This window comes from Vibrio tasmaniensis, assembly GCF_024347635.1.
Lineage (GTDB): Bacteria > Pseudomonadota > Gammaproteobacteria > Enterobacterales > Vibrionaceae > Vibrio > Vibrio tasmaniensis.
In genome coordinates, this window is sequence record NZ_AP025511.1 from 1,434,583 (window position 1) to 1,450,599 (window position 16,017).

Sequence of the window (16,017 nt, forward strand, 5' to 3'; positions counted from 1 at the left end):
GAGAAACTAGGCCTAAATCCAAAACAAACTGCTCTTTTTCGCTTTAAGCGTAACGAGTTGTCCCCAAATAGTTTTGATTGATTAAGCTGTGTTCGAATTCTTGGCTCGGCATTGGCTTGCCGTAAAGGTAACCTTGACCCACATCACAGCCTTCATTGATGATAAATTGCTCCTGAACTTCCGATTCTATGCCTTCAATCGTGACTTTTAAGTCGAGCTTTTTCGCAATTTGGACTATCGACCGAACGATCTCCGAGTCTTCCTGCGAGTTGAGCATTTGGTCGATGAAGCTCTTATCAATTTTAATCGTATCGAATGGGAATTTCTTAAGGTAACTAAATGAGGCATAGCCCGTACCAAAGTCATCCAGTGACAATGTAACGCCGATGTCGTGTAACGATTCCAATGTATTCTTCGCGACGACTTCATCAGCTATGAGGCAACTTTCCGTGACTTCAAGTTCTAAGAAATGAGGTTCTAGGTGATAGGTTTCCAGCAGGTGTATAATTTGCTCTGCGAAATCAACATTCTTTAATTGAATCGCCGACACATTTACGGCAATTTTGAAATCTTCAACGTATTCGGACCACTCTTTCGCTTGCTCAATCGCGTTGCGCAGAACAAAATTTCCCACTTCGAAAATCAACCCATTTTGCTCGGCCATGTGTATTAAGGTTTCGTTAGAGATGTCTCCCAGAACGGGGTGTCGCCAACGCAGTAGAGCCTCTGCACCAACCCAGCGATGAGTCAACGGGCATACTTTTGGCTGAAAATAGAGCATAAGGTCATCATTACGAACAGCTTGGAGCAAATAACCTTCAATCTTATTGATATGACTTTGTTCTTCAGCATGAGACTGAGAGTAGTAAGCGAACTTTTGTCCTGAATCTTTACATGCCAGCATCGCTTCTGAAGATTTTTGGATAATGCTATCAGCACCATCGTCGTTATCAGTAATCGCAATCCCTATAAAGGCATGCAGATGAACTTTGTCACTACCGATGTCAAATTCTGAATGACCCACTTTTACCAATGTCTGGCAGAGTTCTTCGATACGCTGGTGCAAATCTTTAACGCTGAACGCCAACACAAGGTCAACCGAAGTAGGGCGCGCAGTTAGTACCTCGACATCAGAGATACTGTCGATGCGTTGTCGGTATTCAACCAGCACTTGGTCTAACGCGTTGTAGCCATATCGAGCTTGAATGCGCCTGCCATTAGTAAATCCAATATGGATTACCGCGAGTGAGCCACCTGTAAACCTTTGTTGTGACATCAACTTCTGATCTAAGCGCGACTCAAAAGCACTTCGGTTCAAAAAGCCCGTGCCGAGGTCGTGATTTTTTTGGAAATTGATCTCTTGTTCTGCCGCTCTTCGCTTATCAATCTCTTGGTTTAATGAATAATTAAGACTCGCGAGGTCCTTAGTGCGAGTCGCAACGCGGCTTTTTAAGTCACGATTCATTTGAGTGAGCTTAGCGTGTTGAAACAAGGTTTTTAATTGAGATTCTATCGAGGTGCGAAAGCTTTCTAATAGCTTAATATAGGTAGGTGTGTAGTGATTTTCTTTCGAGTCCAAGATACAAATGGTACCGAACAATTCGCCGTTAGGCCAAAATAGTGGAATGCCACAATAAGAAATTAAACCAAGCTTTGTGTCGGGGTTATTTTTCCAATCAACATCTGCAAGCGCATTGGGTACTAAAAGCTGCTGCTGAGACTCCATTACGGTTTCGCAGTAAAGCCCATTTCCTAATGTCTCAGAATCGCCTTTGTTGTAAGGGTTAGCCTGACTGTGGCTGGTAGAGAAAACTTCAATGTAGTTAGTATGAACACGCATGATAAGTGCAGCAGGCACTTTAGTGATTTGAGCCAATAGGTCGACAATATTCTGCCAACTGGAGGTCATATCGTCAGGGATATCTAAGTCTATCGTTTTTATCTTCTTCATATGACTCCGAGTCAATTATGCTAAATGCATCAACACATCCTGTGTTAATTAAGATGAACCAAATAAACTGTGAATATTACATTAACTAAGTATAAGAAATGTTGCACAAAAAAACCTCCGCTATTTTGCGGAGGTTTTCAAATGTGAATATGGGTCTCAGTAATGAGATAAGTTTCGATTAAGGCTTTAACTTTATAAAATCATCAGTGTTAAGTTTCTCTTTATAGTCTACCGATGGTTGAGCAAAACCGTTCAGCTGTAAAAACTCTTCTTTAAAACCTTGATAGTCACCGATTGATTGGAAGTTGTTTTCATCCATAGCTTCAAGTAGTTCAGTCACATGAGCTTGGGTTTCTGGGTCGAGTTCCCATTCATCCATCCGAATTAGGCGCTCGCCATCGAGTGGTACTTTGGTTTGTCCATACAGCTTACTGCTGAATAAGCGTTGCATTTGTTGGATACAACCTTCGTGGGTCTCTTTTTCTTTCATCACTCTATATAAAGCGAGTAGGTAAGGGCTTAGCCCCGGAATGAACACACTCGCTTTGGTCACTAATGCTTTGCACACGGTCGCGTAAGCATTACCGCCAAAGTTTGCTAGTTCAAGGTTAAGTGCGTGACTGGTTTGATGAAGGTCTATTTTAGCGCGGCCCAAAGTACCGTCTAAATAGATAGGGTGCGTGACTTCTGGACCAACGTAAGAAAAAGCAATGGTTTTGCAACCTGGGGCAATAGATTCAGCATTGATCAGCTCATCTATCCACTGTTCCCAATCTTCGCCGCCCATGACTTTGAGCGTGCTTTCGGCTTCTTCTTCCGTCGCAGCATCAAGTGTGTTGGTCACCCAGTTGTCGTGTTCAAGAGAAATGGTGGCGCCGGTAACGCTTTCACCAATCGGTTTAATAGCAGAACGCCAAAACTCATCAGAGTCAGGTTTAGGACGAACACCCGCCGCTAAGCTATAGATAATCAGATCCACTTCACCTTCGAAGTAGGTTTCGATAGCTTCGACAACTTGAGAACGTGTTTCTTGTGAAAATGCGTCGCCAACGATGTTGATAGCAGTACGTTGCTCTCGTTCAGCTTCTTTCTTGAAATAGATGTTGTTGTACCAACCAGCACTACCAAGGGATTTTTCGTTAGGACCGCGCTCGAATGAGACGCCGATGGTGTCAGCTTTTGCACCGCCAAAGGTAAGGGCAATGCGAGCGGCAAGGCCAAAGCCAGAGGAAGCACCGATAATCAGTACTCGCTTAGGGCCATCTTTGATCTGTGGCGCACTCTTAACAAACTTGATTTGTTGCTTTACGGCTTCTTGACAGCCTAGAGGGTGAGCGCTTTTAGCTACCACACCCTTGATAATAGGTTCGATCAGCATAAATAACCTTACAGTTAACGGTGATATGCACTCAGGCTAACGTAAAGCTGTGTAAAATTTATTGAGCTAGACCATTAAAACTTAAAGATACTGATATAATTCTTTGGCGACGAATTCAGCGATCCAAGGTTGAGCTTCTGGTTTTGGGTGAAGTCCATCATTCATCATCCACTCCGGTTTGAGGATGATATGCTCTAGGAAAAACGGCAAAAGCGGCACATTTTGTTGATCAGCAAGCGCTGCAAAAACGTATTCAAATTGCTGGTTGTAACGCTTACCGTAATTCGGTGGGATTTTGATCTTCATCATAATTGGCTTAGCGCCCGCAGCTTTTATTTGCTCGATGATTTGATCAAGGTTCGCTGACATCAGCTTCGGTGGGAAGCCACGAAGACCATCATTCGCACCAAGTTCAATAAGAACGGTGTCTGGAGCGTGTTCTTCAAGCAGTTGTGGTAGACGCGCTAAACCATTGCCGGTTGTGTCACCTGAAATACTGCCGTTGACCACGGTTACCGTTTTGTCATGCTTTGCTAATGCGTCTGGTAACAGGCTTGGCCAACTCTGTTTGATGTCCATGTTATAACCAGCACTCAAGCTATCACCAAGTACCAGTAATTTAGAATCTAACTCGGTATCTTGAGCCAAAGAAGCGGTTGAAAATATAATAAAGAATAAAAAGGAAATTAGTCGAGTCATGCATACATCCATCATTAAAGCAGAAGCTGTTTCGAAGACAGTGTCTACTAATCAAGAACATTTAACAATCCTAGAGCACGTCGATATTGATATTCGTGAAGGTGAAACTGTCGCGATTGTCGGCACGTCTGGCGCAGGTAAATCCACGTTAATGACACTGCTTGCAGGGCTCGATGTGCCAACTTCTGGCGAAATCAGTTTGTTAGGCCAACCTCTATCACAGCTTGATGACGAAGCGAGAGCCAAAATCCGCAGTGAATCCGTTGGGTTTGTTTTCCAAAGCTTCTTATTGATCCCAAGCCTTTCTGCCCTGCAAAACGTCACGCTGCCTTGTTTGTTGAAAGGTGAAGACGAAGACATCGAACGTGCGACGGCTTTGCTTGAATCAGTCGGCTTGAAAGACAGGCTTGATCACTTGCCGTCTCAACTGTCCGGTGGTGAACAACAAAGGGTCGCATTGGCTCGCGCGTTTATGATTAAGCCTAAAATTTTGTTCGCCGATGAACCTACAGGCAACTTAGACCAACAAACGGCAGCGAAAATCGTCGAGCTGTTGTTCGAACTTAATTCATCGCACGGTACAACGCTTGTTCTGGTCACGCATGACCCTAAGCTCGCACAGCGTTGCCAACGAACCTTGAAAATGCATGTCGGTCACATAGAGGAAGTGTAAATTGAATTCATCACACGGACTGAACAAACGACTGTTTTCATGGAGTATCGAAGAGATTCGACATGGTCAGCTATGGCCGGTATCCATTGCTCTAACGCTCATTATAGCTTGTGTGTTCGCGCTTTCAGCTTTAGCTGAGCGTATGGAACAAGTGATCGTAAAGCAGGGCAAAGATGCGTTAACCGCCGACAGTGTATTTGTATCGGCAAACCCAATCCCGCAACCCTTGTTAGATCTGACTCAGGTTGAACAGTTAGAAAGCTCTCAGTTAACTCGCTTCTCAACCATGGCATTCAGTGATAACTCGATGCAGTTGGTTACCGTTAAAGCCGTAGAGAGCAATTATCCTTTACGCGGCGAAATGATACTGCAAGGAGCAGATAGCGCGGTAAGCAATCATGTTGAACCGGGTGAATTGTGGCTTGATGAGCGTATATTTTCGCAATTAGAAGTTGATATAGGTGACAATGTCACGATAGGCGATGCCGATTTAACAATCACAGGGCGCATCACGCAAGAACCGGGCTTGAGTTTTAACCCTTTCCAACAAATGCCCGCAGTGCTTATTCATGCAAGTGACATCGATGCCACTGGCGCTATTCAACCTGGCAGCCGTGTTAGTTTTAGGCTGTTTCTAAACGGTGATGATACTAAACTGAAAGCCGCACAAGACAGCGTAGAATTAACACCAAGCGATCGCTGGCGCACGCAAGACTCAGCGAGCCGCACTAACGACATGTTCGAGAGCACTACTCAATACTTATCGCTAACCGTTGCTATCGTTGTGATCATGGCGGCGACCACTTTGGTACTCACTTGCCAACATTATGTTGCGAGTCGTCGTAAAACTATTGCGATGCTTAAGAGTTTAGGTGCGAGCAAGCAGTGGATCGTTAAATGGTTGTCTGTACAGGTGTCTCTGTTGGTGGTTATCGGTGCAGTACTGGGAATTACCATCGGTATCGGCTTAGAATTTTTGCTTCGTATACCTCTGGGCGACTTATTACCAACACCACTTCCAAGCTATGGTATTGAACCTGTCATTCTGGCGATTTTATCAAGTATCCTCATTGGTGTGCCTGCGCTTGGCATTCCGTTAATTGGCTTGGTCAACACCTCGGCAATCAGCGTGATTCAATCAAGTCACCAGTCCAATGAAAGCTACAAGAAATACCTGTTGTTGCTGGTGCCTATTATTCCAATGATGCTGATGTACGGTGACAATCTGTTGGTATGGATAGTCCTAGCGGGTATCGCTTGCCTGTTCTTAGTGCTCGTGATTGTCAGTACGTTCGTTCTGCGTTTGGTCGGGAAACTGCCGACGTCGACATCTATGCGTTTGGCATTAAGCCGAATTAATCGCACACCATTAGCAACAGGGATTCAATTTGGTTCTTTAGCGCTGTCTTTGATGCTGTTATCGATCATATGGCTAGTGAGAAGTGACTTGTTGTCAGATTGGCAGCAAACTTTGCCCGAGAACGCACCTAATGCGTTTGCGCTGAATATTGCGAGCTATGAGAAAGACAGTTATCTCGAGACGATTGATGCAAACGAAGTAGAGCGTACTCAAGCGTTTCCAATTATACGAGGAAGGCTCACAACCATTAACGGCGTTGAGGCGGCGAAATACAGCGAGACCTCAGAAGAAACAGATGCACTAAGTCGCGAGATCAACTTCACTTGGGGAGATAGCCTGCCTGAGTACAATGAAGTATTAGAAGGCAGCTGGACACAAGAGCAGGGCGTATCTGTGGAATCCGATGTCGCAGAGCAACTTGGTTTGAAAATTGGCGATGATCTTTCATTCACAATCAACAGCCTGAACGTCTCTGCCAAGGTGAATAGCATCCGCAAAGTCGAGTGGCGTGAAATGAAGCCAAACTTCTATTTCATTTTTACTCCCGATGTTTTGAGCGCTATTCCTTCTACTTGGTTGGTGAGTTTCAGACTAGAAGAGCAACACAATCAAATGCTCAACGAATTATCTCGAAATCACCCGACCGTGAGTTTGATGGACATTCGTAAAATGGGTAGCAAGATACAAGAGTTGCTCAAACAGATTGTTTGGTCGATAACCGTACTTGCCGCGTTAGGTGTGGTGGCGGGGCTATTGCTTATCTTCACCCTGTTGCGATTGAGCTTATCTCAAAGACAACAAGAAATACGTTTGTACCGAACCTTAGGTGCGAGTAAGAAGCGAATTCTTAACACCATTTGGTGTGAATACGGGCTAATGGCCTTAGTAGCTGGCTCAATTGCTGCGCTGGGTTCTGAACTCAGTGTTGCAGGGGTAATAAACTTTGGTTTCGAGTTAGAACCTTCACTCCACCCAATGCTATGGATAGCGCTACCCGTGCTAACGTTCATCACATTGGCCGCGGTAGTGAATAGCTTAATCAAACGTTTGTTGGCACCAGTAAACAAGGATTTTGGTTAGTCGTTAGCAAGATCTAACCAATGCTTAAAACGGTCTAAAAGTGACATTATTTATATTTAGTCATGCACTATTTATAAGGCATCGCTTTAGACCGTTTTTTATTTGACCAATGCATAGCACAAGTAACGAATATCGCACCTTATTCTCCACTCTTTTCAGCATTTTTTAAAACTAACCCCACAATAATGCCGATTTAATGAACAGCGGTTAGTCCCTGTAAACAAAGGGTTTGCGCAACTTAGCAAGAACGTTATCAACAGTTATCCACAAAAACGGTGGATAACTTTAGGGATAAGTTAACCTCTATGTTTTAAGAGTACAGAGGCAGCCTTTATGTGGCGTCACTTAGGACAAATGTGACGGTTATAATAACCTTTAAAACTCAATCTTGAGTTATTGAGTCAAGAGATTATTTAGGTTTTTTACATAGATATTAAATACTGCCTATCTAAGACCTTGATAAAAATGTGTTTTAATTCGTAGCAGAACAAAAGTAGAATAGTGGCAGTTAATCATATTCTATAGAACACGATGAACCACAACAAAACGGATACAAATCAGCCTTCTATTGCCATTGTTGGTGGTGGTATTGCCGGAACCACGAGCGCGATTCATTTTAGTGAGTTGGGTTATAAGGTCACTATCTTGGAAAAAGGACCGAGTTTGGTTAATGGTCCACCAATTTGCCATCTGCACGCTGGTGGCAATTTGTATCGAGATATTTCTGTAGAGCAATGTCTTCAGTTGCTCAAGCAGTCAATTGATACCGTTCGTTTGTTTCCTCATACGCTCAATATTCGTCCGACAATTATTGCTGTTCCACACAGTGATGGTGGAGAGCCGTTGGATCTACTTCCTCGCCTTAAGCTCATCAAACAAGCGTATGCAGATCTTGTTAAACAAGATAAAAGCAATCAAGTGCTTGGCGATCCGGAAGAGTATTACAAGCTTTATAGCAAAGAGGATTTGTTAGCGCTTTCTACAAAGACACAGCCTCTGAAACCAACATCGCTTGATGAGTGGTGTATTCCTTTCGCTAAACATACGGATCTAGAAACCCTTAAGTATCCTGTTGCTATGGTTCAAGAGTATGGTTGGAGTGTATTCCGACTTTCTGCAACCGCTCAACTCTCTTTGGGGCAACAGTCTAATTGTACCGTGTTAACCAACAGCCGATTGCAATCTGTTGAATCGTTAGAGCAAGGTTGGTCTTTGACTTATACAGACGCTGAGAACCAAAGCTGTCACCTAACGACCGACTACTTGATTAATGCAAGTGGCTTTGAAACGGGCATCGTGGATGACTTCGTCGGTTCTAAGCAACAAAGGCTTGTTGAGTTCAAAGCCGCATACGTTACGCAGTGGCCGTATTCACAAGAATGTAAGGAAGAGTGGCCAGAGGTTATCTTCCATGGCCCGAGAGGCACACCACAAGGCATGGCTCAATTAACACCGTACGCTGATGGTGTGTTCCAACTTCACGGTATGACAGAAGGGATTACTCTGTTTGAGGGTGGGCTTGTTTCATCATCAACAGATTCATCACAGCCTCAACTGCCTTCTAAGCTTCTTAAGAAAATCGTATCTGGTTGGAGTGAAGAGCAGCTTGAATTAAGAACTCGCGCAGCGATAACGCATATGTCTCAGTTCATCCCAAGTTTCAGCTCGGCATTGGTAGGTGGCAAGCCTTTGTTTGGAGCACAACAGATTCCGGGAACCGATCCTAGCTTAAGAGCTTCAGACGTTTCATTCTGTGGTGATCGCTATGCTCGACTTGAAGTAGTGAAAGCTTCTTCAACCCTAGAGGCAGCACAAAAGGTCGCTGAGCAATGGTTTGATGTATCAGAGGCGGTATCTATTGAAGATACGCACTCAGTGACAATGTCACTTAATATGAATGAGATTGAAAACAGAGCAATAGATTTGACACAAGAACGTGGATACCCAGATGCACTTGCAAAGGTATCAGGCCAAGATCACGCTTAAAATTGCGCTTATTAACCTAGCGTATAAATCATGATGGCCTCACAAAAAAATCCAGCTTGCTGCAAACAGTAAGTTGGATTTTTAGTTTATATGTCTTGCTTCATGTTCTTAATTTAAGAGGCTTCTATCTACAGGGCACATCAATAACCGAAAAATTGAGCCCATTGACACCACACATCTTGTAAGCCTAAGCGATCGCCTTTACAAAACGACACCTCATGTCCAGGTTTGGCTTGTGCTAAGCGCGGTAAATCGATTCTGGCGACACATCCAACCTTTGGATAGCCACCAATAGTTTGTCTGTCATTAAGCAACACGATAGGTTGCCCATCTTGGGGGATTTGAATCGCACCTAAAGCAATACCTTCTGACAATAGCGAAATATCAGGTGAATCAACCGATTCACCACTCAGTCGATAACCCATGCGATTTGAATTTTGATCAACGTGATACTTTGCGTTATACAAAGCCTCTTTTGCTGAGTCAGAGAACAGGTCGCTTTGATAGCCTTCAATCACTCGTAAGTTCACTGGTAGATTGTAATCAGGCGTGTATCGGAAGGTGACACTCAACGCTTTAAACGGGCGAGAGAGTTCATGTTGGGTAAACGCAATTTGTTGCCCTTGCTGGCATGGCGCTCCATCTTGCGTTAATCCACCAATCTTTTCACGAGTCACCGTAGAACAGCTATCAAGAGTTGATGGTACATCGAAGCCACCCTTCACGGCTAAATACGCCCTTAGACCATTTTTAGGTAAACCAAATGAGAGAACTTGCCCTTCGAAAGCTTGAAAAGTACGCCAGTTCGACTGTGGCTCACCATCGAGCTTCGCTTGTAAATCGCCACCACATAATGCCATCTCACAATCAAAATCGATTCGTAACGCACATTGCCCAAGCGTGATTTCCAACGCCGCTTGGTTGACTGGGTTTCCGAGCAGGTGATTGGCCCAGCTATATGAGTAATCATCAACAGGACCGCCTTGTGTCAACCCGAGATGAGCGACACCAAATCGTCCGAAGTCTTGAATCAAACTCAACGGGCCGGGCTTAATGACTGTCAGCGTTGGTTTAGCTTTTGTCTTAGCCATTAGTGACACCTCCACTCATATCCATAACCCTAAGCTCCTCAAATTCTTGTTTTGATATCGATTTGAAACGAACAGTGTCACCGACATTAAGTAGAGACAGCGGCGTTTGCGTGGTATCAGCGTTCTTCAATTGGCTGTGATCGAACAACGGAAGCGGGCAATTGCCAATAATATTCCAGCCACCCGGTGAGTCCGAAGGGTATACCGCCGTTTTCGTATCTGCGATGGCGATACTGCCTTTCGGTACACTTAAACGTGGGGTTGAATGACGGGGCAAAGCAAGCTCATTGACCACATCAGACATAAACGCAAAGCCAGGCGTAAATCCAATCGCACTGACGCTGTATGTCTGTGAGGTGTGATATTGAATAATATCGTCGAGCGACAGGCCTTTGTCTTGATATCGACCTAAGTCGAGAGCCGTTTCTGGTGAGTAATAAGCGGGAAGCTCGATAGTGTCACGAGTGTTACTAACACTAGAGAAGGACGAAATAGCATGACTCAACAAAGAGTTGAGTTGTTCGATGAGCAGCTGTTCTGATATTCGATAAGGTAGATAATCGACTAATATTGTTTGGTAAGCCGGCGTCACATTCATCAATACAGATGCTAAGTGTTGACGAATAGCCCAGGAAAAATGAGCCATGTACTGCGCATATTCGGCGCTAGATTGGCGGTTTGTGTCTGATAACGCCAAGGTGACCAAAACGCTGCATTCCGCGACTGGCGCTATATTGAATTCAATTTGATTCGTCGTCATTTCGTTTCCATACGTTTGTTATCTTGCCTTTTATTAGCTGACTTGGCGAGTCTCACTTCCGTGTCCAAACCAATACAAAGCAATTAGATCTTACGAGCAATTGGTTAGGTGCTCGATTAAGCGAGTGGTTAGGCCATGCGCCATACCAATCACACGCTTCATATTAGTTAAAAGCGTTGAGGTCTTGTCTGATTTTTCTAATTAATGCGATAGATTGGGGATTATCACCATGAACACAAATGGTATCGGCTTCAATAGGCAGTCTTTCACCTTCAATGGTCGTGACTGAACCGTAGTTAATGATTTGCATGACTTGGTTGTAGATATCGTCCTGATTAACGTAAACAGAGCCTTTTTGAGTTCGCGGCGATAACTGCCCATTATTCAAGTATGCACGGTCGGCAAACGCTTCAAACAAGAGGGGTAAGTCATAACCGTCAGCAATATCTAAATACTGCTGATTGTCGGATGAAGAGAGGATCATTAAGGGGATGTTAAATTCAGCGACGGCTTGGGCTACCGCATTAAACACATCAATGTTCGCCATCATATCGTTGTAAAGGGCACCATGAGGTTTCACATAACCAACAGAGGTGTGGTGATAGCGGCAAAGGGCTTGTAATGCACCGACTTGATAACAAACCAGCTCACTGATTTCGTCCATAGTATGAGGAATAGAACGGCGACCAAACCCGACTAAATCTTGATAACCAGGGTGAGCACCGATTTGGGTGTGATAGTGCTGCGCCAGTTTTATGGTTTTGGACATAACGTGCGGATCAGACGCGTGAAAGCCACAAGCGATGTTTGCCATATCGACCCATTCCATGACCGATTCATCATCGCCCATCTTCCAATTACCGAAACTTTCTCCCATGTCGCAATTAAGCAAAATCTTCGTTGTCACGTGATGCTAATCCTTTACGTTGAGTTGAGTAATGACGGTCTTATAAATACCATAAATAAACAGTGACCTAACTCAAATTTTCGACACCAAAAACTGCATTCGCTATAAGGTCATTGCATGGTTCAAACCCGCTAAAGTATGGATTGTGAAAAATGCTTCCTTTCATCAATAACGCATAGAAACTATGGTTAAAGATAATTGAAAAAGAAGTGTTCGACAAACAGCGTTCCATCTATTTTGTTTCCGGTTTATGGAGCAAACATAAGGTGATGAATCACATGGAAACATTGATGTAGCTCTGAGGGTTGGCGATAGGGAAAACACCAAGTAAAACACATAGGAAAAAGGTCAGTTAACATTGTCTAATAAAAGTTTATCAGCTCAGAGTTTGTGGACTTACCTTAAGCTGTTGTATCATAAGCATTAGCTTAAGTGTTTTAATTAAAAGGTCTGCTAAACATGAATGTTTTAGTTACAGGTGGCATGGGTTACATTGGTAGCCATACAAGTATTCAGATGATAAACGCAGGTATGACACCTGTACTTTTCGATAACTTGTACAACAGTAAACCAAGCGTTTTAGAGCGCATCGAAAAAGTATCTGGCGTTCGCCCTGATTTCATAGAAGGCGATATTCGTGATAAAGCGCTTTTAACTGAAACCATGAAGCAACACAACATTGAAGCCGTGATTCATTTTGCTGGTCTAAAGGCGGTCGGTGAATCTGTTGCTAAGCCTCTTGAATACTATGACAACAACGTAAACGGTACGTTAGTGCTTGTCGATGCAATGCGTGATGCTGGTGTTAAAACCTTAGTATTCAGCTCTTCAGCAACGGTTTATGGCGATCCTGCTAGTGTTCCTATCACAGAAGATTTTCCAACAAGTGCGACTAACCCTTACGGTCGCAGTAAGCTCATGGTTGAAGAGTGCTTAACTGACTTCCAAAAGGCTAATTCAGATTGGAGCATTACACTGTTGCGTTACTTTAACCCAGTAGGTTCACATCCAAGTGGTGAACTCGGTGAAGACCCGCAAGGTATTCCAAACAACTTAATGCCATTTGTATCTCAAGTTGCAGTTGGCCGACGTGAATTCCTATCTGTATTTGGTAGTGACTACCCAACAAAGGATGGCACTGGTGTTCGTGATTACATCCACGTTATGGATCTGTCTGATGGACACATTGCAGCACTTGAGAAAGTAGGGCGTAAAGACGGTCTTCACATCTATAACCTAGGTACTGGAAACGGTTCAAGTGTATTAGATATGGTTAAAGCCTTCGAGAAAGCGAGCGGCCAAGCGATACCTTATAAACTCGTTGAGCGTCGTCCAGGAGATATCGCAGAGTGTTGGGCCGACCCAGCGAAAGCTCAGAAAGAATTGGGGTGGAATGCGACACGCACACTGGCTGAAATGACTGAAGATACATGGCGCTGGCAGTCAACAAACCCTGATGGTTTCCCTGGTTGATTGAGTGATTTCATGAATAGTTAACGTACAAAAAGATGCTCTAGGGCATCTTTTTTGATCTAAATCGAATAAAAAGTGATTTGGTGGTTAAAAAGTATCATTCTGTATCGGTTGTTGTTATCATGCTCGCGAATTATATGTTTAATGTTAATTTTCTTTGGAGTTAATCATGGAACTAGGCCTAATCATCACTTTCATCATTGCTGCTGCAGTAATGGTAAAGAAAGAAATGGCAGAGAAATAATTTCACTTTACCCCTTTTTGATACAACTTTTAGTGAAATAACAAAAGCCAGCTTATAGTAAGCTGGCTTTTTAGTTTCTACAGTATTTTTTGTATGGCTTTATTCTGGAACGACCTAGATCTTTAATGACCTAGGCCTTTAATAAACTTAGCTCTACAACGAACTAGATTTCTAACCAGTTAGAACTCGTAGTTTGCAGATATACCCCAGTTACGACCCGGTTGAGACTTAATATCGGTGTTGAACTTAGAATCGTGCCCACGGCCTGACATGTCATTGTACAGCCAATATTTTTTGTCTAATGCGTTGAATAGACCCGCTCGCAAGGTTAAATCCGTGACAGGGCGGTAATAAGCAGTCAAATCAACAACTGTGTATCCAGCCACGTTTACGTTGTCATCAGAGTTCCACTCATCTTTCGCAGCAACCATCTTAACATTTAAAGCTGAACCGAAAGTCTCGCGTTCGATACCAAGACCTAGCGTACCCGTTAGTGGTGCTACTGAATCAATGGATTTACCTGTAGATTTATCTTCACCATCAGCATAAGCCACAGCTAAACGAGTGTAGGTACCAAATGGTGCGTCTAACAGGGTGTCAAGATTAATCGTTGACGAAAGCTCTGCACCATAGATTGTCACTTTATCTAAGTTCTCTTTGGTGTATACGTCTTTACCGCCTTGTTTACCCGATTTCGTCTGGTTAATGAAATCTGAGTAATCTGTGTAGAAAGTGCTTAGTTCAAAACGAGCATGTTCATTATTGCCACGAAGACCAAGTTCGTAAGAGATACTTCTTTCTGCTTTCAAGTTAGGGTTGGCTTCAATGATGGCACCTCGAGTGTAGAAGTAGTAGAGGTCGTAAACTGAAGGTGCTTTAAACCCTTGTCCAACTTGACCAAATACCGATAGGTTGTCATTGATGTGGTAAACTGAACCTAGCTTAGCTGTGATGGCGTCATCTTTATTCTTCTCATATTGAGTCTTGTAGCCTTCATCCGTTGATGGGTCAGCAACAAATGAGTCATAACGAAGACCGCCAGTTACAATCAACTTGTCTTCCATGAAAAATGCTTGGTCTTGAACAAACACACCCCATTGCGTTATTTCTGCATCAGGGATACCAGTACTACCCGGTGTAACAGTGCCTCGGTCAAACTTATGGTCGTAGTTTTCGAGCTCAAAGTCATTCTTCAGGTATGTGAAACCATATGTGAATTCGTGATCCGCACCATCAATATTCACTAGCTTAGAAAGCTGTGTATCAACTTGCATGTTTACATCAGAAGCATCACGCTCACGAAGTCGACGTCCGTTGAAGCGAGTTGTATCGTAGTTTTTATTCAGAGAACTTGAGTCTTGGTAACTTAGAGACCAGTCTAAAGAGTCAGCAATTGAAGAGCTTAGCTTAAGCTGTTGTTCCAATGTTGCACGAAAACGTTTGTTGGTGTCTTTGTTGTAATTATCAGTATATACAAAACCCGGCATAAGCTGATAGCCATTGTAGTTTAGCTCATCTTCATCATATTGACGTTGGTAATGCTCTACTGTAATACCAACCTTATTTGAATCTGATACATTGTAGAATGCTTTCGCTAATATATTACTTAATTCCGTATCTGCCGGGTTCTCTGCACCACGATCTGGACCTTGAACTTCGCTTCCTGATGAATGAGTTTCTGTCTCGTGGCCTTGAGCGTATGTCGCCATAACGATCGTTTCTAACTTATCTTTACGCATCGCCCAAGAAACTGTGTTCTTGAACTGTTCATCTGCAGATGTATAGGTAGATTTGATGCCAAAACGGTTTTCATCCCCGTCAGTTCTAAGCATATCCTCTGGATTTTTAGTTCTTAGCAGTACTGCACCACCAATGGCATCTGAACCGTAAAGCGTAGAAGCAGGGCCTTTATTCACCTCTATGACACTTAATGTATCGACTTCGATCGCATTCGAATATTTACGTTGCTCAGAAGCGCCAGGGTTATATGGTGTAGGTTGTTGAACTCCATCTACCATAAGTTTAACGCGATCACCTTCAACACCGCGGATGTTAAAGCCTGAAATACCAAAACGGCCACCGCCTTGAGCTTCTACCCCTGGCGTGTATTGAAGAGCTTGCTTTATGTCGCTAGACATTTGATTATCTATGTCTTTTGCAGAGACAGACTCAATTGAGCTTGAAACGTCTTCTTTGTTTTGTTCGGTACGCGTTGCTGATACAACAACCTCGTCAAATAGGGCATAATCTTCAGCAAAGGCTGATGTTGATGAAAGCGCTAAAACGATTGAAGCAGAGAGTAGGGATTGCTTATACATCTGATAGTTACCTTAGTTCCATAATATCATCTTGATTTGCGAAAGATGATATTGGATCTAAATGATAATTACTATTATTTGCATTTAAATAATTTTC

At 43.4% G+C, this 16,017-nt stretch carries 11 protein-coding genes; 4 read left to right on the plus strand and 7 right to left on the minus strand.

Going from position 1 to position 16,017, the window contains the following annotated elements; translation table 11 throughout:
* Positions 1 to 43 precede the first annotated feature (43 nt).
* The 3 genes from OCV44_RS20580 to OCV44_RS20590 form a co-directional block, all read right to left on the minus strand.
* Positions 44 to 1,951 (minus strand): sensor domain-containing phosphodiesterase, encoded by a 1,908-nt coding sequence (locus OCV44_RS20580; protein ID WP_139685089.1) that lies wholly within the window; start codon positions 1,949 to 1,951, stop codon positions 44 to 46.
* A gap of 178 nt (positions 1,952 to 2,129) precedes the next feature.
* Positions 2,130 to 3,329 carry an enoyl-ACP reductase FabV gene (fabV, locus tag OCV44_RS20585; protein WP_139685088.1) on the minus strand — a complete coding sequence of 400 codons (1,200 nt, stop codon included), beginning with the start codon at positions 3,327 to 3,329 and terminating at the stop codon, positions 2,130 to 2,132.
* Positions 3,330 to 3,410: 81 nt separating this feature from the next.
* Positions 3,411 to 4,028: an arylesterase gene (locus OCV44_RS20590; protein WP_139685087.1), complete on the minus strand. Its 618-nt coding sequence runs from the start codon at positions 4,026 to 4,028 to the stop codon at positions 3,411 to 3,413.
* On the opposite strand from OCV44_RS20590, the gene OCV44_RS20595 reads away from it, so the two are divergent.
* The 3 genes from OCV44_RS20595 (at position 4,027) to OCV44_RS20605 (ending at position 9,127) form a co-directional block, all read left to right on the plus strand.
* On the plus strand, positions 4,027 to 4,701 hold the full coding sequence (locus tag OCV44_RS20595; RefSeq protein WP_009845334.1) for an ABC transporter ATP-binding protein: 675 nt from the start codon (positions 4,027 to 4,029) through the stop codon (positions 4,699 to 4,701). The two genes, OCV44_RS20590 and OCV44_RS20595, sit on opposite strands and share 2 nt — an antisense overlap.
* A gap of 1 nt (position 4,702) precedes the next feature.
* On the plus strand, positions 4,703 to 7,141 hold the full coding sequence (locus OCV44_RS20600) for an ABC transporter permease (RefSeq protein ID WP_139685086.1): 2,439 nt from the start codon (positions 4,703 to 4,705) through the stop codon (positions 7,139 to 7,141).
* A 531-nt stretch (positions 7,142 to 7,672) separates the two neighbouring features.
* Positions 7,673 to 9,127, plus strand: coding sequence for an FAD-dependent oxidoreductase (locus tag OCV44_RS20605; RefSeq protein ID WP_139685085.1), 1,455 nt, complete (start codon positions 7,673 to 7,675; stop codon positions 9,125 to 9,127).
* Between the two features lie 140 nt (positions 9,128 to 9,267).
* Here the strand turns inward: OCV44_RS20605 and OCV44_RS20610 are convergent, their stop codons facing one another.
* The 3 genes from OCV44_RS20610 to OCV44_RS20620 all read right to left on the minus strand — a co-directional run bounded on the left by OCV44_RS20610 (position 9,268) and on the right by OCV44_RS20620 (position 11,885).
* Positions 9,268 to 10,218 (minus strand): 5-oxoprolinase subunit C family protein, encoded by a 951-nt coding sequence (locus OCV44_RS20610; RefSeq protein ID WP_139685084.1) that lies wholly within the window; start codon positions 10,216 to 10,218, stop codon positions 9,268 to 9,270.
* Complete coding sequence (locus OCV44_RS20615; protein WP_139685083.1) at positions 10,211 to 10,978, minus strand: 5-oxoprolinase subunit B family protein; 768 nt, start codon at positions 10,976 to 10,978, stop codon at positions 10,211 to 10,213. Before OCV44_RS20615 ends, OCV44_RS20610 begins: the two co-directional genes overlap by 8 nt.
* 163 nt (positions 10,979 to 11,141) lie before the next feature.
* Positions 11,142 to 11,885: a 5-oxoprolinase subunit PxpA gene (locus OCV44_RS20620; RefSeq protein ID WP_139685082.1), complete on the minus strand. Its 744-nt coding sequence runs from the start codon at positions 11,883 to 11,885 to the stop codon at positions 11,142 to 11,144.
* Positions 11,886 to 12,344: 459 nt separating this feature from the next.
* Between OCV44_RS20620 and galE the strand changes: the two genes are divergently transcribed.
* Positions 12,345 to 13,358 carry a UDP-glucose 4-epimerase GalE gene (gene galE, locus OCV44_RS20625; RefSeq protein WP_139685081.1) on the plus strand — a complete coding sequence of 338 codons (1,014 nt, stop codon included), beginning with the start codon at positions 12,345 to 12,347 and terminating at the stop codon, positions 13,356 to 13,358.
* Positions 13,359 to 13,781: 423 nt separating this feature from the next.
* On the opposite strand, the gene OCV44_RS20630 is transcribed toward galE, so the two are convergent.
* Positions 13,782 to 15,920, minus strand: a complete 2,139-nt coding sequence (locus tag OCV44_RS20630) for a TonB-dependent hemoglobin/transferrin/lactoferrin family receptor (protein ID WP_139685080.1) — start codon at positions 15,918 to 15,920, stop codon at positions 13,782 to 13,784.
* Positions 15,921 to 16,017: the final 97 nt, after the last annotated feature.